Genomic DNA, 17,979 nt, shown 5'->3' on the forward strand with positions numbered 1-17,979 from the left:
GGCTCGCAGCCGACCGCGCCGGCGTTCGAGGCGGGAACGCCGGCGGGACCGGGCGTCAGCGCGGCTGGCGGAGCCCGGCGGTGAGCCGCACGACCTCGCCGACCACCCAGACGGCCGGCGGGCGGATGTCCTCGTCGGCCAGGGTCCGTGCCAGGCCGGCCAGGGTGGTGCGCACCGTGCGCTGGGTGGGCGTCGACCCGTCGGCGATGACGGCCACCGGCGTCTCCGGGGCCCGGCCGTGCTCCACCAGCGCCGCCGCGATCGCCGGGGCGGTGTCCACGCCCATGAGGACGACGACCGTGCCGCGCAGCCGACCGAGCGCCTCCCAGTCGACCAGCGACTGCGGGTGGCCCGGCGGCACGTGCCCGGAGACGACGACGAACTCGTGGGTCAGCCCGCGGTGGGTGACCGGGATGCCCGCCAGGCCGGGGACGCCGATCGCCGAGGTCACCCCGGGGACCACCTCGACCGGCACACCGGCGACGACACAGGCCTCGAGCTCCTCCATGCCGCGGCCGAAGACGAACGGGTCGCCGCCCTTGAGCCGCACCACCCGCCTGCCCGCCCGGGCGTGCTCGACCAGCAGCGTGTTGATCTGCTCCTGCGCCATGTACCGGCCGCGCGGCAGCTTCGAGGCGTCGATGACCTCCACCTCCGCGGGGAGCGAGGCCAGCAGCGACTGCGGCGCGAGGTGGTCGGCCACGACGACGTCGGCCTGCGACACGGCCTGCTGACCGCGCACGGTGATCAGCCCGGGGTCGCCCGGGCCGCCGCCGACGAGCACGACCGATCCGGGCCGCCCGCCGGGCGTCTCACGCGCCGTCCGGTCGCGGATCGAGCCGTCGGTCAGCCCGGCCAGGACGGCGTCCCGCACGCCCACCGCGCGCTGCGGATCGCCGCCGCCGTGCACGCCGACGACGAGGTCGCCCTGCCGGCCGACCGCCGGGGTCCACACGCTGGACGCCGACCGGTCGTCGGCGCGGGCGCAGAACACCCGGGACCGCTCGGCCTCCTCGGCGACCGCCGCGTTGACCGCCGGGTCGTCGGTCGCGGCCACCGCGTACCAGGCGCCGTCCAGGTCACCGGGCTCGTAGCGGCGGCGCAGCCAGGTGACCTCGCCCGGGCCGACCAGCGCCTCCAGCGCCGGCGTCACCTCGGGGCTGACCACCGTGACCCGGGCGCGGGCCTCCAGCAGCCCGGCGACGCGGCGGTGCGCCACCTGCCCGCCGCCCACGACGACCACCTTCCGGTCCAGCAGCCGCAGCCCGACCGGGTAGACCACCCCGCTCGCGGGGTCGACCGGGGTGGCACTCACGCCTTCTCCGTCACACCGGCCGAGTCGAACGTCGCCACCTCGCGCAGTGCCCGCGCCGCACTGGCCACCAGCGGCAGGGCGAGCAGGGCACCCGTGCCCTCGCCGAGGCGCAGGTCCAGGCCGAGCAGCGGGCGCAGGCCCAGGGCCCGCAGCGCCAGGGCGTGCCCCGGCTCGGCCGAGGTGTGGCCGGCCAGCGCGTGGTCCAGCGCCGCCGGGCACAGCGCGGCCGCGACCAGCGCCGCTGACCCCGCGATGACGCCGTCCAGCAGCACCGGCACCCGCGCCGCGGCGGCACCCAGCACGAACCCGGCCAGCGCGGCGTGCTCCAGGCCGCCGACCTCCGCCAGCGCGGCCAGCGCGTCCTCCGGCGTCGACGGCCGCTCGGGCACGCGGGCCACCCCACGGCCGACCACCTCGACCTTGCGGGCCAGCGTCGGGTCGTCGACCCCGGTGCCCCGCCCGGTCGCCGCGGCCGGCGTCGCGCCGGTGAACGCGCAAACCAGCGCCGCCGACGCCGTCGTGTTGGTGATGCCCATGTCGCCGGTCACCAGGCAGCCGTGGTCCGCGGCCAGCTCGGTGGCCACCTCGATGCCGACCTCGACCGCCCGCCGCGCCTCCTCGGGCGTCATGGCCGGGCCGACGGCGAGGTCGGCGGTGCCGGGCCGCACCTTGCGCGAGAGCAGCGCGGCACCGGGCTCGACGGCGTACGGCGTGGCCACCCCGACGTCCACCACGACGACGTCGGCCCCGAGCTGGGCGGCGAACGCGTTGACGACCGCACCGCCGCGGGCGAAGTTGGCCACCATCTGCGCGGTGACCTCCTGCGGCCATGGGGTGACTCCCTGCGCGTGGACCCCGTGGTCGCCGGCGAAGACCGCGACCGCGGCCGGCGTGGGCAGCGGGGGTGGGCAGGTGCCCGCGGTGCCGGCCAGCCGGGCCGCGACGTCCTCGAGCACGCCCAGCGAGCCCGGCGGTTTGGTCATCCGGTCCAGGCGGTCGCGGGCGGCGCTCTCGGCGGCGGCGTCCCGGGGGGCGACCGCGGCGATCGTCTCGCCCAGGAGGGTGCCGGCGAACGGGGCGGGGGTGGTGGGGCGGCTCAGCGGATCTCCTCGGGGAGGCGGGACAGGTCCCGGAACGCCGGTGTCCCGGCGCCCAGGATGTCAGCCAGGTCGGCGGCGAGGGCCACCGAGGTCGCGGGATCACGGACGGCGACCCGCAGGTGGTCGGGGGAGAGACCGGGGAAGGTGTCGCCACGGCGCACCGCCCAGCCCCGGTCCCGCAGCGCCGTCCGCACCCGCGCGCCGTCGGGCACCCGGAGCAGCACGAACGACGACCGCGGCGTCCCGACGACCTCCACCTCCGGCGGCAGCGCGGCCAGCAGCGCCTCCCGGTCGGCGGTCAGCGCGCGGGCGGCGGCATCGGCCTCCGCCCGCGCCGCGGGCGTGGTGCAGGCGACGAGCGCGGCCAGCGCCGGCGTGGACACCGGCCAGTGCGGCTGCTGGGCGGCCAGCGCGGCGACCAGGTCCGCCGGGCCGAGCGCGTACCCGACCCGCAGCCCGGCCAGCCCCCACGTCTTGGTCAGGCTGCGCACCACGAGCAGCCCCGGCAGGTCGCGGCGGCCGGCCAGCGACCCCGGCTCGCCGGGCACCGTGTCGGCGAACGCCTCGTCGACCAGCAGCACCCGCCCGGGCCGCGCCAGCGCGGCGACGTCGTCGGCGCGGTGCAGCACCGACGTGGGGTTGGTCGGGTTGCCGAGCACCACCAGGTCGGCGTCCTCCGGCACCTCCCGCAGGAGGTAGCCGGGCGGCTGGAGCAGCAGCCGCTCGACCGGGTGCCCGGCGGCGCGCAGCGCGGCCTCCGGCTCGGTGAACGACGGGTGGACGACGACCGCCCGGCGCGGCCGCACGGCCCGCGCCACCAGCGTGAACGCCTCCGCGGCGCCCGCGGTCAGCAGCACCTCCCCGGCCGGGCGGCCGTGCGCGGCGGCGACCGCGGCGCGGGCCGGACGCGCATCGGGGTACGCGGCGGCGGCGTCGAGCGCCTCGTGCAGGACGGCGCGCAGCCACGGCGGCGGCGTCCCCGCGCGGACGTTCACCGCGAGGTCGACCAGGCCGGGCGCGAGGTCGGCGTCCCCGTGGTGGTGCAGGTCCGCGTCGCTCACCGCGCCACCGCCACGGTCACCCGGCCCACGGTGGTGCGGCCCGCCACGAGCGTCCCGCCGTCCAGCAGCGCCGCGGCCTCGGCGACCGACGGCGTCCCCACGGCCGCGGCCACCCGCGCCGACGGCGACGGCACCGGGACGGCGGCCAGCGCCGCGGCGGGGTACCCGGTCAGCGGCCAGCCCCGGGCCTGGGCGGCCGCCACCAGGCCGGGCTCGGCGGCGCGGGCGTCGAGGGTGACCAGCCGCACCCCGTCCGCGCCGGCGGGCAGGACGGCGTCGACGGCCGCGAGCACCTCCGCGGCGGTGACCCCGGGCCGCGCGCCGATCCCCACCACCGTCACGGCGTGACACCCTCGGGCAGCGCGGCCAGCAGCGACTCGGCGTCGCGGGGGAGGGCGCCGTCGGGCAGCAGGCCCAGGGCGCGCAGCCGGGCGCCGACGGTCAGCGCCCAGGGCCGGTCGAGGCGGGCGCGGACGAGTAGTGCGTCGTCGGCCAGGACGTCGGCCGGGGCCCCCTGCACCACGGTGCGGTCGACGACGACGGCGACGTCGTCGGCCCAGCGCAGCGCCAGGTCGACGTCGTGGGTGCTCATGACGACGGTCGACCCCGACGCCCGCAGCCGCTCCAGCGCGGCCAGCGCCTCGGCCACCGCCAACGGGTCCAGCCCGGCGGTGGGCTCGTCGAGCAGCAGCACGCACGGGCGCATCGCGACCGCGCCGGCGATGGCGACCCGCTTGCGCTCACCGTAGGAGAGCTGGTGGGTGGGCCGGCCGGCCAGGTGCGCCACGCCGAGCAGGTCGAGGGCCTCGGCGACGCGTTCCCGGACGGCGTCCTCGGGCAGGCCCAGGTTCAGCGGGCCGAAGGAGACGTCCTGCGCGACCGAGGCGCTGAACAGCTGGTCGTCGGGGTCCTGCAGCACCAGCTGGACCTCCTGCCGGTGCGCGCGCAGGCCGCGGCGGGTGTGCTGCAGCCGCTGACCGTCGACGGCGACCGTGCCCGCCGTCGGCTCCAGCGCCCCCGACAGGCAGCGCAGCAAGGTGGTCTTGCCCGAGCCGTTGGCCCCGAGCAGCGCCAGTCGGCGCCCGGCCGGCACGGTCAGCGAGGCGCCGTCGAGCACCCGGCGGCCGCGCTCGTAGCCGGCGACCAGCCCCTCGGCGGTCAGCGTCCGGTGACTCATGCGGTGGCCACCCCGACGGCCACGATCGCCGCCAGCCCGGCGGCGCTCGCGGCGAGGAACGTCCGGGACGAGGGCAGCACCTCGGGAAGCACGCGCAGGCCGGTCTCCATGCCGCGGCCGGCCAGCCCCTCCTGCATCCGGCGGGCGCGGTCCCAGGACCGGGTGAGCACCGCCGCGGCCAGCGCGCCCGACGAGCGGTAGCCGCGGCCGATGCTCGAGTAGCCCATGCGTGCCGTCTGCGCCTCGCGGATGGTGTGCAGGCTCGCGAGCAGCACGAACAGCAGCCGGTAGGTGACCGCGGCGACCTCGACCACCGCCGCGGGCACCCGCAGGCGGCGCAGCGTCGGCAGCAGGTCCGACATCGGCGTTGTGGTGGCCAGCAGCAGCACCGCGGCGCTGCCGGCGAGCGCGTGCCCGGCCAGCGAGCCGGCGCGGGCGGCGGCGTCGGGCGCCCAGCCCAGGCCGTCGCCGTCGACGGTGACCACCGAGGTCAGCGCGCCGACGACGATGAACGCGAGCGGCCAGCGCACCGCCCGGCCGAAGGTGCGAGCGGGCACCCGGGCCGGGCCGAGGGCGAGGACGACGGCGGTGAGACCGACCAGCCCGCTCCCCGGCCAGGCCGGCAGCGCCAGCGCGCACCCGACCAGGCCGCCGCACAGCAGCAGCTTGTCGGCGGGGGAGCGGCGGCGCCAGGCGCTGGCCCAGGCCGCGTCGTCGACCGCCAGCCCGCTCACCGGGGGTCGGCCGCCGGAGTGCTCGCGGAGGTCGCCGTCCGGCGGCCGCGCAGCCGGCCGAGCACGTAACCGAGCACGCCGCCGCCGAGCGCGGCCTGCAGCGCGAACAGACCCGACTCCACCTCGCCGGCCGGGCTGAAGACCGACTCGAACCACGGCGTGTAGCCGTCGGCCTCGAGGTCCTCGGTGACGGCGGCGTCGGTGCCGCCGTACCCCGAGGCGCCGCCGTCGAGCAGCAGCGGGACGGCGAACAGGGCGATCACCGCGAGGACGAGGAGCGCGTTGACGAGCGTGCGGCGGTTCACGCGGCACCTCCGGTGGGGGCGAGGGGAGCGGGCTTCAGGATGCCGAGCCGCTCGAGCTCGGGCCGGGCGTTGACGGTGAGCACGCGGAACAGCAGCACGCCGAGCAGGCCCTCGCCGATGGCCAGCGGGATCTGCGTGACGGCGAAGACGCCGAGGAACTTGGCGAACGCGCCGGCGAACCCGGTGCTGGCGTCGGGGAAGGCCAGCGCCAGCTGCAACGAGGTCGTGACGTAGGTGGCCAGGTCGGCCAGGGCGACGCCGGCGAACACCGCGGGCAGCAGGCCGCCACCGACGGCGCGGGCCAGCCGGTACGTGGCGTACCCGACCCACGGGCCCACCACCGCGAAGGCGAAGGCGTTGGCACCCAGCGTGGTGAGGCCGCCGTGCGCCAGCAGCAGCGCCTGGAACAGCAGGACCACGGTGCCGAGCAACGCCATGACGGGTGGCCGGAACAGGATCGCGCCGGGGCCGGTGCCGGTCGGGTGGCTGGAGCTGCCGGTGACCGACGGCAGCTTGATGGCGCTCAGCACGAAGGTGAACGCGCCTGCCGCGCCGAGCAGCAGGGTGGACTCGGGGTTGTCGCGCACCTCCTTCACCACGGCCCGCGCGCCGTGCACGACGAACGGCGCGGCGGCGATCGTCCAGCCGATCGCGTGCTCGGCCGGCAGGAAGCCTTCAGCGATGTGCACGGGCGTTCTCCCATCGATCGGCGGTGGTGCAGGCGGTGACGAAGCGCTCGGCGAGCGCGGGGCTGCCGGCCCAGTGCAGGTGCAGGTAGGAGGCGTGCACGGCTCCCGAGACGAACCCCTCCGGCGCGCTCCCGGCCCAGCGCCAGGCCGGTGTCGGCCCGGCGGCCGGGGTGGCGACCGTGCGGTGGAACTCGTGGCCGTGCACCCGCGTGCCGGCCGGTGCGAGCACCGAGTCGCTGAGCGCCACGGCCTCGCGGTAGCCGAGGGTCAGCCGCGGCGACATGACCGCCTCGGTGGGCAGGACCCCGCACATCGGGAGGCCGTCCAGGCTGCGGGCCAGGTACAGCAGGCCGGCGCACTCGGCGGCGACCGGGCCGCCCCGCGCCGCCAGCCCGGCGATCCCCGCCCGCAGCGTCTCGTTCGCCGAGAGGTCCGCGGCGTGCACCTCGGGGAACCCGCCGCCGACCACCAGGCCGGCGGTGCCCTCGGGCAGCGCCTCGTCGTGCAGCGGGTCGACGGTGACCACCTCGGCGCCGGCGGCCTCGAGCAGCTCGGTGTTCTCCGCGTAGCCGAAGGTGAAGGCCGCACCGCCGGCCACGGCTATCCGCGGCCGGCCCTCCACCGGGGAGACCTCGGCGGCGGGGTCCCACGGGACGGCGTCCAGGGCCGGAGCGGTGCGGGCCAGCCGCAGGACGGCGTCCAGGTCGACCGCGCCGGCCACCACCTCCCCGAGCCGCCCGACGGTCGCCAGCGCCTCGGCCGACCGCTCGGCGGCGGGCACCAGCCCCAGGTGGCGGGACGGCGTGCCCAGCTCGGCGAGCCGCCGGATCGCACCGAGCACGGGCACCCCGGAGCCGCCGAGCGCGTCGCGGAGGATCTCCTCGTGCCGGTCGCTGCCGACCCGGTTGAGCACCACGCCCCCGAGCCGCACGGTCGGGTCGTAGGTGGCGAAGCCGTGCACGAGCGCGGCGACGCTCTGCGCCTGCGCGCTGGCGTCGACGACGAGCACCACCGGGGCGCGCAGCAGCCGGGCCACGTGCGCGGTGGAGGCGAACCCCGGCTCCAAGTCCGGCCGCGTGGCACCGTCGAACAGGCCCATGACCCCCTCGACGACGGCGACGTCCGCGCTCCGGGCCCCGTGGAGGAAGAGCGGGACGACGCGCTCCTCGCCGACCAGCACCGGGTCGAGGTTGCGCCCGGGTCGGCCGGCGGCCAGGCCGGTGTAGCCCGGGTCGATGTAGTCGGGGCCGACCTTGTGCGGGGAGACGGCCAGCCCGCGGGCGGCCAGGGCGGCGACCAGCCCCGTGGCGACCGACGTCTTCCCCGCGTTGCTCGACGGGGCGGCGACGACCAGCCGCGGGACGGCGGTGCTCACGACTCGTGTCCCCAGGCGCGGCGAGATCGCCGATCTCGCACGGTCCGGCCCGCCCAGGCGTGCGAGATCGCCGATCGCGCCGGGGGAGCGGCCGGCGGCGCGGTCACCACTCGATCCCCCGTTGGCCCTTCTGGCCGGCGTCCATCGGGTGCTTGACCTTGGTCATCTCCACGACCAGGTCGGCGGCCTCGACCAGCGCCGGCGGGGCGTCCCGGCCGGTGACGACGACGTGCTGGGTGCCCGGCCGGTTCGTCAGCGTCTCGACCACGTCGTCGACGTCCACCCAGCCCCACTTCAGCGGGTAGGTGAACTCGTCGAGCACGTAGAAGCGGTGCGCCTCGACGGCCAGGTCGCGCTTGATCTGTGCCCAGCCCTCGGCGGCGTCGGCGGCGTGGTCGATCTCGGTGCCCTGCCGGCGCGACCAGCTCCAGCCCGAGCCCATCTTGTGCCAGACCACCGGCCCGCCCTCGCCGGTCTGCGCGTGCAGCCGGCCGAGCGCCGTCAGGGCGTTCTCCTCGCCGACCCTCCACTTGGCGCTCTTGACGAACTGGTAGACCGCGATCGACCAGCCCTGGTTCCACGCGCGCATCGCCATGCCGAACGCGGCGGTGGACTTGCCCTTCATCTCACCGGTGTGGACGGCGAGCAGCGGCCGGTTGCGACGCTGCCTCGTCGTCAGGCCGTCCTGCGGGACGACGGAGACCCGTCCCTGGGGCACTAGACCTCCTCGCTGGCGCTCGTCGGGCGAGGAACTCGGGGCGCCGTGCCCACGGGTGGACTCGCAGGCTCGCGCACCTAGGCCGCCTCTCGCACGCTGCGCACGGTCGCGGCCAGCGACTCGGCGGCCAGCTCCTCCAGGCGGAGGGTCTGCGCACCGAGCGCCATCCCGAGCGCGCCGGCCAGGCCGAGGCGCACCGGACCGGACTCGCAGTCGACGACGACGGCAGCCGTCCCCTCCGCCGCGAGCAGCCCGGCCGCCCGGCGGGAGTCGCCGAGGTGGTCCGCGCCCCGCGCGCCGGTGGCCCGGCCGTCGGTGACCACGACGAGCAGGGGACGGCGCCGGGGGTCGCGGACCCGCTCCACCCGCAGCGTCTCGTGCGCCCGCAGCAGCCCGGCGGCCAGTGGGGTGCGCCCGCCGGTGGGCAGCGCGGTGAGGCGGGCCGCGGCGGCCTCCACCGACCAGGTCGGCGGCAGCGCCAGCTCGGCCTCGACGCCGCGGAAGGTGACCAGGCCGACCTTGTCCCGCCGCTGGTAGGCGTCGAGCAGCAGGGAGAGGACGGCGCCCTTCACCGCGGCCATCCGTGAGCGGGCGCCCATCGAGCCGCTGGCGTCGACGACGAAGAGCACGAGGTTGCCCTCGCGGCCCTCGAGCACGGCCTGGCGGAGGTCCGCGCGGGTGATCCGCAGGCCCGGCCCGGTGCGGCCGCGGGCGACCTGGTGCGGTGCGGCGGCGAGCACGGTGCCGGTGAGGTGGAGCCGCGTGACCGTGCCGCTCGGGCGGGTCGCGCCGACGACACGGCCGCGGTCGCCCCGCGCCCGCGAGCGCCGGCCGGACACGCCCGCACCGACGCCGGGCACCTCGAGGCGGCGGGTGCGGAACGGGTCGCCGGGCGGGACCGCGGCCCGGTCGGGGGCCGGAGCGGCGTCGGTGGAACCGCCGCCCTCACCGCGGGGCGCGCTCGAGGGAGGGGTCGCGCCGGCGTCGTCATCGGCAGGCACGGGAGGCTGTGCCTGCGTTTCGGCGTCCGATCCGTGTGCACTGCTCCCCGTGCCCGGATCAGGCGAGTTGCCGGGATCGCCGTCGTCCGGGGCGCCGCCGTCGCCGGGGCCCTCGGGCGGGTCCTCGTCGGGACGGGCGTCCTCCAGTGCCTGCTCGAGGGTCTCCTCGTCCAGCCCGGGGGCGTCGAACGGGTTGCGGCGCCGGCGGTGCGGGAGGGCCAGCCGGGCGGCGACGCGGACGTCGTCCTCGGTGACCTCGTCCCGGCCGCACCAGGCGGCGTGCGCGATGGCGGCGCGGGCGGTGACCAGGTCGGCGCGCAGCCCGTCGACGTGGAAGGCGGCGCAGACGGCGGTCACCTGGCGCAGCGCGTCGTCCGAGAGGACGACGCGCGGCAGCCGGGTGCGGGCGTCGGCGATGCGCGTGGCCAGGGCGGACTCCTCGGACGCCCAGGACGCCGCGAACCCGACCGGGTCGGCGTCGTGGGCGAACCGGCGGCGCACGACCTCGGCGCGCTCGACCGGGTCCCGTGGCGCGGCGACCTCGACGGTGAGCCCGAACCGGTCGAGCAGCTGCGGGCGCAGCTCGCCCTCCTCGGGGTTCATAGTCCCCACCAGCAGGAACCGCGCCGCGTGCCGCACCGAGACGCCCTCGCGCTCGACGTAGGCGGTGCCGAGCGCGGCGGCGTCCAGCAGCAGGTCCACCAGGTGGTCGTGCAGCAGGTTGACCTCGTCGACGTAGAGGACACCGCGGTGGGCGGCGGCCAGCAGTCCGGGCTCGAACGCCTTGACGCCCTCGGTGAGCGCCCGCTCCAGGTCCAGCGAGCCGACGACGCGGTCCTCCGACGCACCCACCGGCAGCTCGACCAGCCGCGCCGGGCGGGTGGAGCCCGGGGCGCCGGGGTCGTGCGGGCCGTCGGGGCAGGCCGGGTCCGGCGCGGCGGGGTCGCAGGCGAACCGGCAGCCGGCCACGACGACCACGGGCGGCAGGACGGCGGCCAGCGCGCGCACCGTCGTCGACTTCGCCGTCCCCTTCTCGCCGCGGACGAGCACGCCGCCGACGGCGGGGGAGACGGCGTTGAGCAGCAGCGCCAGGCGCATGTCGTCCATGCCGACGACGGCACCGAAGGGATAGGTCATGCGGGTCGACCGCGCACGGCACGCGTCCTCTCCCCGGGTGTCCACGCCCGGAGGTGGCAGGAGGCGACGGCGGGAGTTCCTGACTTCCCGGCGCGAGGCCGGCTCACAGTGGCGGGACCGCGCCGGAGTCGCACCGGGCTTCCTCCACTGCCGTCGCTGTGGCCGCGTCATCAGACCACGACCGCCCTGGCGAGTGACACCCCGGCCCGTCTCTTGACGAAGTGGAAAGTGACCGGGCACGCTTTCCGACATGGAAAGGAACGCGGTCCCCGACCGCTCCACCGCCGAGGCCGAGCTGGCCACCCTGCACGCCCAGCGGGCCGCGCTGGCCGATCGCGCCGTGCATCCCTGGTGGTACGACGCGCTGCTCGGTCTCCTCGTCTTCGGCCTGCTGGCCTCGTACTCCGCGCGCAACCCCTGGGTCACGCTGGGCGCGCTGGTCCTCTTCCTGCTGGCGTTGCGGGGCATGGTCGCGCTCTACACCCGGCTGACCGGCCTGTGGGTCAGCGGCCTCCGCCAGGGGCCGACCCGCCGCGCGACCCACGTCTGGTTCGTCCTCTACGCCGTCGTCCTGGCAGCGGCCGCGGCCGCCGAGTACCTGCTCGACCTGCGCGGGGCGATGGTCGTCGGCGCTGCGGTGATCGGCGTCGGCCTGGCGCTGATCAGCCGGTGGTGGACCCGCATCTACGTCGCCGAGCTGCGGGGCGAGCGGTGACCGCCGGCGAGCCGCACCCCGGGGCGGCGGATGCGGCGGCACAGCTGGCCGCGCTCCGGAGCGACCGGGAGGCCCTGGCCGACCGGGTGGTCCAGCCGTGGTGGCACGACGTGGCGGCGGGGCTGCTGCTCTTCGGCTTCCTCGCGTCCCGGGCCCTCGGCTCCACCGGGGTGACCCTGGTCGCCGCGGTCCTCTTCGCCGCCGGCCTGGGCTGGCTCGCGTGGACCTACCGGCGGCGCACCGGCGTCTGGGTGACCCCCGACGCGAGGGCCTGGGTGACCTGGGTGTCGCTGGCCCTGCTCGTGCTGGTCCCGGCCATGGTGCTGCAGGACCACGGGCAGGGCTGGGCGATGGTCGCCGCCGGTGCCGTCCTCGGCGTCGCGCTCGCCGGGCTGAGCCGCTGGTGGAGCCGCAGGTGGGTCGCCGAGTTGCGCGGTGAGTCGTGACCGAGCTCGCGAGGTCGCGCACGTGTGGAGCACCACCGGGCGCGGGACCGGCGAGCGCCAGCGAGACGGTGCCGTGACCGCGGTCGCGCCGCGCTTCGACGCGGTCATCCACCCGCCGCCCCGGCTGCAGGTGTGCGGCCTGCTCGCCGCCGTCGACACGATGGACTTCGCCGCGGTCCGCGACACCGTCGGGGTCAGCGACTCGGTGCTGTCCAAGCACGTCAAGCAGCTCGAGGAGGCCGGCTACGTGCGGGTGCACAAGGCCACCCGCGCTTCCCGGCTGCGCACCAGCCTGGCGCTGACGAAGGAGGGTCGGGCCGCGTTCGACGCGCACGTCGCCGAGCTGCGCCGCATCACCGGCGGCTGACGGAGGATGCCGTCCTGCTCACCGTGGGAGGACCCCGTCCTCCCCACCCCTCACGAGCCCAGGGTGGGACCCGGGACGGGGTCGCGGCGGGACCCTGCAGGGGGCCGGCCCGGGACGGCCGCGCCAGGGGGAGGGGCCGCGCCCCGGAGGGGCCGCAGGGCAGAGTGGGCCGGGTGGGCAGGGGTGCGCGGGTGGGCGACCTGGCGCTCGTGGTCGCCGCCGCCCTCGCCGTCACGCTGGCCCTCGACGTCCTCGACTTGCCCTCGCCCTCCCTCTTCGGCGGCCTGCTGGCCGGCCTCACGCGCGGACTGGCGGGACGCCGCCGGCTCACCGTCCCGCGGCAGGCCACGACCGCGGCCCAGGGGCTGATCGGCGTCTCGATCGGTGCGCTGGTCGACCCGGACACCCTCGAGGCGATCAGCCGCGACTGGCTGCCGGTCCTGCTGGTCACCGTCGGCACCCTGCTGCTCAGCGTCCTGGCCGGGTTGCTCATGCGCCTGCAGCCCGGCATCAGCCCGGTGACCGGTGCGTTCGCCATGGTCGCCGGAGGTGCGTCGGGCATCACGGCGATGTCCCGCGAGCTGGGCGCCGACGACCGGATGGTCGCCGTCCTGCAGTACCTGCGGGTGCTGCTCATCGTCGTCCTCATGCCGGTGGCGGCGACGGTGGTCTTCGGTGCCGAGCCGGGGTCCGGCGGCCCGACGGTCGACGACGCCGGGCCCGGCTGGCCGGCCGGGCTGCTGTTCTCCGCGGTCTGCCTGCTGGCCGGCATCCCGCTGGCCCGCCTGCTGCGGATCCCCGTCCCCGCCCTGCTGGGGCCGATGCTGGTGGCGGCCGGCCTCGACCTCGGCGGGCTGTCGGGCGGCGCGGACGTCCCCGTGCCCCTGGAGACGGCGGCCTTCCTCGTCATCGGGCTGATGGTCGGGCTCAACTTCACCCGCGACAGCCTGCGCACCATCGGCCGGGCCCTGCCGCTGGCGCTCGTCGTCATCCTCGGACTGATCGCGGCCTGTGCCGGCCTGGGGGCGGTGCTCACCGTCACCACGGGGGCCAGCGCGCTGGACGCCTACCTCGCCACCACCCCCGGGGGCCTCTACGCGGTGCTGGCCACCGCCCAGGACGGCGGCGCCGACGCCACCTTCGTGCTCGCCGTCCAGGTGCTGCGGCTGTTCGTGATGCTGCTCTCGGCGCCGCTGCTGGCGCGCTGGCTGCGGCGCACCGGGGGGAACTGAGGCAGGACCCCGTCCTCCCCGGCCTTCGCAAGCTCAGGCCGAGGCCCGGGACGGGGCCGATCGGGCTCGGGGCGGTGTCCTGGACGGGGCCGACGTCCGCCGCCGAGCCCGCCTACTCTCGACCGGGTGTCGCAGGAGGTGAGGGAGCTGTCCGAGGACCAGACCGGCGCGGACGCCGGCACGCAGGACGCGGTGCTGCTGTTCGTCGGTGGCCCACTCGACGGTCGGGTGGAGATCCGCGAGGCGCGGCACGGGGAGCCCCTGCCGACCATCACGCACGTGCACCTGCACGGCGGCCCCAAGGTCGTGCACCGCTACGACCTGACCCCGCTGGGTCCGCAGGCCGGGGTCTACCACCTGCGCCCGCGGCAGGCGGTCCGCGACCAGTCCGTCGCCGACTGAGCCGCACACCTGGCACGCCGGGCGCTTGTTGGGCGGCACCGCCCTGTCGGCCGGGCCACTGGTCCGCCGCAGGGGCGATGCCCTACGGGCTTATTGACTTCCTAATGGTATTAGGCGAAGACTCCTGCTGTGACCGGGACGACGCGGCCGGATCGCCGACAGCGGCGACGCCAGGAGACGATCGAGGAGGTGCTCGACGTCGCCGTCGCGGTCATGGCCGAGCAGGGCGTCGCGGGTCTCACGCTCGGTGAGGTGGCCCGCCGCATGGGCATCCGGCCTCCGTCGCTGTACGTCTACTTCGACGGCAAGAACGCCCTCTACGACGCCCTGTTCGAGCGTGGCTGGCGCGAGCTCCTGGCCACCGTGCGCGCCGTCCACGCCGAGGGGCCCGGCCCGAGCCCGGCCGCCGACCTGCTCGCCTACGAGGCGGCCTTCGTGCGCTGGGCGGTGGAACACCCGGCCTACGCCCCGCTGATGTTCTGGCGCCCGGTTCCCGGCTTCGTGCCGTCGGCGCGGGCGTTCGCGCCGGCCGTCGAGCTGGCGGAGGCGAGCCGCACGTTGCTGGGGCAGCTGGGCGACCGCGGCCTGTTCCCGCCGGGCACCGACCTCGACCTGGCGTTCCGCACGCTCACGGTGGTCTTGAGCGGGGTCATCTCGCAGCAGCTGGCCAACGCGCCCGGGGAGCCGTTCGAGACCGGCACCTTCACCTCGACCCTGCCCGACGTGGTGGCGATGTGGCTCGCCCACCACGGCGGTCCGGCTGTCCCCGACCTCCGGGCGGTCCCGCCCGGCTGATCCCACCCACCCCGCCGAGAGGCACCGTCATGACCGCACCGACCACCCACCGCAGCACCGCCCGTACCGCCGCCCGCCGGCCCCGTATCGACCGGGACACCGCGCTCCGGCTGGCCGCCACCGAGTACGACCGATTCGCCGTGCAGCTGCGTGCCCTCGGGCCCGAGGAGTGGAGCCGGCCGACCGACTGTCCCGCCTGGGACGTCCGCGCCATGGCCGGCCACGTGCTCGGCATGGCCGAGATGGTCGCCACGGTGCGCCAGTTCGTCACGCAGAACGTGGTCACCGCGCGGGCCGGCGGTGGCGTCGACGCCCTGACCGCGCACCAGGTCCACCGGGAGGCGCGGCTGTCCCCGGAGGAGCTCGTGGCCCGGTTCGCCTCCGTCGCTCCGCGGGCGGTGCGCGGCCGGCGCCGCCTGTCCCGCGCGATCGGGCGGATGGCGATGCCCGAGGAGGAGGTCGTCGGCGACCGGACCGAGCGCTGGGCGTTCGGCTACCTGTTCGACGTCGTCCTCACCCGGGACACCTGGATGCACCGCGTGGACATCGCCCGCGCCACCGGGCGGGACCTGCTGCTCACCGCGGACCACGACGGCGTCCTGGTCGCCGACGTCGTCGCCGAGTGGGCGGAGCGGCACGGGTCGCCCCACCGGCTGCGGCTGACCGGTCCGGCCGGCGGCACCTGGACGACCGGCAGGGGTGGCCCCGAGCTGGAGCTGGACGCGGTGGAGTTCTGCCGTGTCCTCAGCGGACGCGGGACGGGGGAGGGCCTGCTGGCCCAGCAGGTGCCGTTCTGAGCCGCCCCGAGGATCACCCGGCCTGCACGCGGCGCAGCTCGGCGACCACGCGGTCGAAGACGGCCCGGTCGAGCGCCGCGCCCTCCCGGCGGGCCGAGCCGGGCGGCAGGAGCAGCAGCCGGTCCAGCCGCACCTCGCTGGGCCGCCGGCGGGGGTCCCAGCCGCCGCGGCCGACGTCCATCCAGGTGCGGCCGTACCGGGCCTCGTCGGCGGCGTCCCGGTCGTGGTCCTGGCTGGAGAGCATGAGCCCGACCAGGTCCGCGCCGCGGCGGCCGACGACGAGCACCGGGCGGTCCTTGCCGCGGCCGTCGCCCTCGTCGTAGGGCACCCAGGCCCAGACGACCTCGCCGGGGTCCGGCTCACCGTCGTCCTCCGGGCGGTGGACGAGGTCGACGCCGTCGAGGCCGCCGGAGAGGTCGCGCACGCCACCGGGGGCGGGCGCGTCCCGCCGGGGCGCCGCCGGCGGCTGAGGCGCGGGTCGCAGCACCGTGCGCAGCAACGACCTGAGGGCCCGGGGCAGGGAGGGTCCGGCCATGCCCGGCACGGTACGGGTGTGACCGCTGGGGCGGGTGGTGGGCGCGGGGTGTCTCGTGTGACACACAGGCGTCGATCCGTCACGAGGACGGTTGGAACTGCCGAGGTCAGGGCACCATGTCGACACGGGGGCCGGGCAGAGGCGTCCCCGGGAGAGGGGGCCGTCATGACCTCGGCCGAGCCGCTTCCCCCTGCTCAGCCGCGGGGGCGCGAGGTGAAGGCGAGCGTGCTCGCCGCCTTCCAGCTCGTGGAGGACGCCCGCTACCTGGGCACCGACCGGCGCAGCCGGCACGGGCGCCGGCGGGCGCTCGCCGAACGCGCCGTCGCCTACCGGAGACTGGCCCGGGACCTGCGCGTCGGCTGAGCGAGGACGTCGTCCTCCCCACCCTTCGCAGCAGACCCCGCCCTCCTCACCGTGGAAGGACCCCGTCCTCCTCACCTCTCGCTGCGCTCGGGGCGAGCCTCGGGACGGGGCCGGCGGCGAGCCTCTGGACGGGGCCGACCCGGGACGGGGCCGCGGCGAGCGGACGGGGCCGGTCTCGGGGTCCTCTCGGGCGACCGGCACCGCAGATCGGGGTAGGTGGGCGGCGTGGCCCCGTCGTCCCCGCCGGCGTACTACGCCGACCTGCACATGCACTCCCGCTTCGCCTACGCGACGTCTCGGAACCTCACGCTGCCGGTCCTGGACACGACCGCGCGGGAGAAGGGCGTGCGCGTCATGGGGACCGGCGACTTCACCCATCCCGCGTGGTTCGAGGAGCTGAGCACCCAGCTCGTGCCGGCCGCCGAGGAGGGCCTGTACGTACGCTCCGAGGCCGTCCGGGACGACGCCACCCGGTTCCTGCTGAGCGTCGAGGTGTCCTGCGTCTACCGCCAGGCGGGTCGGTCGCGACGGATCCACGTGCTCGTGATGCTGCCGACCCTGCAGGCCGCGGCGGCTCTCAACGGCGTCCTGGCGCAGCGGGGTGCCGACCTCGGCGTGGACGGGCGCCCGACGGTGGGGCTGAGCGCGAAGGTCGTCGCCGAGCTGGCCCTCACGGTGGAGCCGACCGCCCTGGTCGTGCCCGCCCACGTGTGGACGCCGTGGTTCGGGGTGCTGGGGTCGAGGTCGGGCTTCGACTCCCTCGCCGAGTGCTTCGAGGACCTGACCCCGCAGGTCCTCGCGGCCGAGACGGGCCTGTCCGCCGATCCGGCCATGTGCTGGCGGGTGAGCTCCCTGGACGCCGTGGCGCTGATGTCCAGCTCCGACGCCCACGGTCCGCGCACGGTGGCCCGTGAGGCCACCCGCTTGGAGGGCGAGCTGTCCTACCCCGGGATCCGCGAGGCCTTCCGCACCGGCGCCCCCGGCCGCGCCGGGGAGCGCCCGGCCGCGGCCACCCGGCTGGCCGGGACCGTCGAGTTCCACCCGGCCGAGGGCAAGTACCACCTCGACGGCCACCGCGAGCACGGTGTCCGGATGACCCCGGCGCAGCGGGCAGCCGCCGGTGGGCGGTGCCCCGTCTGCGGCAAGCCGCTCACGGTCGGGGTCCTGTCGCGGGTCGAGGAGCTCGCTGATCGCCCGGTCGGCGAGCAGCCGGACGGCGCGCCCGGGTTCCGGTCGCTGGTGCCGCTGGACGAGGTGCTCGCCGCGGCGCTGGGGGTCCGGCCGGCCGCCAAGCGGGTGGCCACGGCGCGCGCCCGGCTGCTCGAGTCCTTCGGCGACGAGCTGTCGGTGATCATCGAGGCGCCCCTCGCCGACGTCGCGGCCTGCTCCGGGGAGCGCGTGGCCGAGGGGATCGGCCGGGTGCGCGCCGGCGAGGTGGACGTCGAACCCGGCTACGACGGGCAGTTCGGGACCGTGCGGATCTTCCCCCCGGGCGACGCCTCGGCGCCGGCGGACCCGGATCAGCAGACCCTGGACGGGTAGCCGCCCGTGGCGGCCCCTCCCGTGCCTGGCACCTCGATCGAGTGGAGTTCAGGCGGCGTCCGCCCCGAGGCGGCAGGGACACCTGCTGGAGCTCGGTCGTCCGCCGGCCGGCGGTGCAGCGGTGACGACCGGGTGACGCCGGGGCGGTGAGACTGCCGCCGTCTCCGAGGGCG

21 protein-coding genes and 1 riboswitch are annotated in these 17,979 nt (G+C 77.0%); of the genes, 9 read left to right on the forward strand and 12 right to left on the reverse strand.

Translation table 11 applies throughout. The features are described from left to right. Positions 1–55: 55 nt before the first annotated feature. The 11 genes from cobA to ACU610_RS22540 all read right to left on the reverse strand — a co-directional run bounded on the left by cobA (position 56) and on the right by ACU610_RS22540 (position 10,612). Positions 56–1,315: a uroporphyrinogen-III C-methyltransferase gene (gene cobA, locus ACU610_RS22490; RefSeq protein WP_446769912.1), complete on the reverse strand. Its 1,260-nt coding sequence runs from the start codon at positions 1,313–1,315 to the stop codon at positions 56–58. Next, positions 1,312–2,415: a nicotinate-nucleotide--dimethylbenzimidazole phosphoribosyltransferase gene (gene cobT / locus ACU610_RS22495; RefSeq protein ID WP_446770744.1), complete on the reverse strand. Its 1,104-nt coding sequence runs from the start codon at positions 2,413–2,415 to the stop codon at positions 1,312–1,314. Before cobT ends, cobA begins: the two co-directional genes overlap by 4 nt. Next, a complete protein-coding gene (gene cobC / locus ACU610_RS22500) occupies positions 2,412–3,476 on the reverse strand; it encodes an Rv2231c family pyridoxal phosphate-dependent protein CobC (protein ID WP_446769913.1) in 1,065 nt (354 codons plus the stop codon). The genes cobT and cobC overlap by 4 nt, the downstream gene beginning before the upstream one ends. Beyond that, the gene (locus ACU610_RS22505) at positions 3,473–3,817 is read right to left on the reverse strand and encodes a cobalamin biosynthesis protein (RefSeq protein ID WP_446769914.1); all 345 of its coding nucleotides are present in this window, start codon (positions 3,815–3,817) and stop codon (positions 3,473–3,475) included. The genes cobC and ACU610_RS22505 overlap by 4 nt, the downstream gene beginning before the upstream one ends. After that, positions 3,814–4,653 (reverse strand): energy-coupling factor ABC transporter ATP-binding protein, encoded by an 840-nt coding sequence (locus ACU610_RS22510; protein WP_446769915.1) that lies wholly within the window; start codon positions 4,651–4,653, stop codon positions 3,814–3,816. Before ACU610_RS22510 ends, ACU610_RS22505 begins: the two co-directional genes overlap by 4 nt. Continuing rightward, a complete protein-coding gene (gene cbiQ, locus ACU610_RS22515) occupies positions 4,650–5,387 on the reverse strand; it encodes a cobalt ECF transporter T component CbiQ (RefSeq protein WP_446769916.1) in 738 nt (245 codons plus the stop codon). The genes ACU610_RS22510 and cbiQ overlap by 4 nt, the downstream gene beginning before the upstream one ends. Beyond that, on the reverse strand, positions 5,384–5,692 hold the full coding sequence (locus tag ACU610_RS22520) for an energy-coupling factor ABC transporter substrate-binding protein (protein ID WP_446769917.1): 309 nt from the start codon (positions 5,690–5,692) through the stop codon (positions 5,384–5,386). The genes cbiQ and ACU610_RS22520 overlap by 4 nt, the downstream gene beginning before the upstream one ends. Then, positions 5,689–6,381 (reverse strand): energy-coupling factor ABC transporter permease, encoded by a 693-nt coding sequence (locus ACU610_RS22525; RefSeq protein ID WP_446769918.1) that lies wholly within the window; start codon positions 6,379–6,381, stop codon positions 5,689–5,691. Before ACU610_RS22525 ends, ACU610_RS22520 begins: the two co-directional genes overlap by 4 nt. Beyond that, positions 6,368–7,756 (reverse strand): cobyrinate a,c-diamide synthase, encoded by a 1,389-nt coding sequence (locus tag ACU610_RS22530; protein ID WP_446769919.1) that lies wholly within the window; start codon positions 7,754–7,756, stop codon positions 6,368–6,370. The genes ACU610_RS22525 and ACU610_RS22530 overlap by 14 nt, the downstream gene beginning before the upstream one ends. 103 nt (positions 7,757–7,859) lie before the next feature. Further along, positions 7,860–8,474 (reverse strand): cob(I)yrinic acid a,c-diamide adenosyltransferase, encoded by a 615-nt coding sequence (gene cobO / locus ACU610_RS22535; RefSeq protein WP_446769920.1) that lies wholly within the window; start codon positions 8,472–8,474, stop codon positions 7,860–7,862. Positions 8,475–8,551: 77 nt separating this feature from the next. Continuing rightward, on the reverse strand, positions 8,552–10,612 hold the full coding sequence (locus ACU610_RS22540; RefSeq protein WP_446769921.1) for a putative cobaltochelatase: 2,061 nt from the start codon (positions 10,610–10,612) through the stop codon (positions 8,552–8,554). Positions 10,613–10,685: 73 nt separating this feature from the next. Continuing rightward, positions 10,686–10,757: riboswitch (cobalamin riboswitch) on the reverse strand. Between the two features lie 105 nt (positions 10,758–10,862). Here ACU610_RS22540 and ACU610_RS22545 point away from each other — a divergent pair. The 7 genes from ACU610_RS22545 (at position 10,863) to ACU610_RS22575 (ending at position 15,366) form a co-directional block, all read left to right on the forward strand. Then, positions 10,863–11,327: a hypothetical protein gene (locus ACU610_RS22545; protein WP_446769922.1), complete on the forward strand. Its 465-nt coding sequence runs from the start codon at positions 10,863–10,865 to the stop codon at positions 11,325–11,327. After that, positions 11,324–11,773 carry a hypothetical protein gene (locus ACU610_RS22550; protein ID WP_446769923.1) on the forward strand — a complete coding sequence of 150 codons (450 nt, stop codon included), beginning with the start codon at positions 11,324–11,326 and terminating at the stop codon, positions 11,771–11,773. Before ACU610_RS22545 ends, ACU610_RS22550 begins: the two co-directional genes overlap by 4 nt. A 73-nt stretch (positions 11,774–11,846) precedes the next feature. After that, positions 11,847–12,140, forward strand: a complete 294-nt coding sequence (locus tag ACU610_RS22555; RefSeq protein WP_091218862.1) for a transcriptional regulator — start codon at positions 11,847–11,849, stop codon at positions 12,138–12,140. Positions 12,141–12,313: 173 nt separating this feature from the next. Beyond that, on the forward strand, positions 12,314–13,372 hold the full coding sequence (locus tag ACU610_RS22560; RefSeq protein WP_446769924.1) for an AbrB family transcriptional regulator: 1,059 nt from the start codon (positions 12,314–12,316) through the stop codon (positions 13,370–13,372). A gap of 126 nt (positions 13,373–13,498) precedes the next feature. Next, positions 13,499–13,774, forward strand: coding sequence for a hypothetical protein (locus ACU610_RS22565; protein WP_446769925.1), 276 nt, complete (start codon positions 13,499–13,501; stop codon positions 13,772–13,774). 129 nt (positions 13,775–13,903) lie between these two features. After that, positions 13,904–14,569 carry a TetR/AcrR family transcriptional regulator gene (locus ACU610_RS22570; RefSeq protein WP_446769926.1) on the forward strand — a complete coding sequence of 222 codons (666 nt, stop codon included), beginning with the start codon at positions 13,904–13,906 and terminating at the stop codon, positions 14,567–14,569. Between the two features lie 29 nt (positions 14,570–14,598). Beyond that, positions 14,599–15,366, forward strand: a complete 768-nt coding sequence (locus ACU610_RS22575) for a maleylpyruvate isomerase family mycothiol-dependent enzyme (RefSeq protein ID WP_446769927.1) — start codon at positions 14,599–14,601, stop codon at positions 15,364–15,366. Between the two features lie 13 nt (positions 15,367–15,379). On the opposite strand, the gene ACU610_RS22580 is transcribed toward ACU610_RS22575, so the two are convergent. Beyond that, entirely contained in the window at positions 15,380–15,901 is a 522-nt protein-coding gene (locus tag ACU610_RS22580) for a type II toxin-antitoxin system PemK/MazF family toxin (protein ID WP_446769928.1), read from the reverse strand. Between the two features lie 165 nt (positions 15,902–16,066). Between ACU610_RS22580 and ACU610_RS22585 the strand changes: the two genes are divergently transcribed. Further along, positions 16,067–16,264 carry a hypothetical protein gene (locus ACU610_RS22585; protein WP_446769929.1) on the forward strand — a complete coding sequence of 66 codons (198 nt, stop codon included), beginning with the start codon at positions 16,067–16,069 and terminating at the stop codon, positions 16,262–16,264. 225 nt (positions 16,265–16,489) lie between these two features. Continuing rightward, positions 16,490–17,806: an endonuclease Q family protein gene (locus ACU610_RS22590; protein WP_446769930.1), complete on the forward strand. Its 1,317-nt coding sequence runs from the start codon at positions 16,490–16,492 to the stop codon at positions 17,804–17,806. Positions 17,807–17,979 lie beyond the last annotated feature (173 nt).

This window comes from Geodermatophilus sp. URMC 61, from assembly GCF_052931555.1.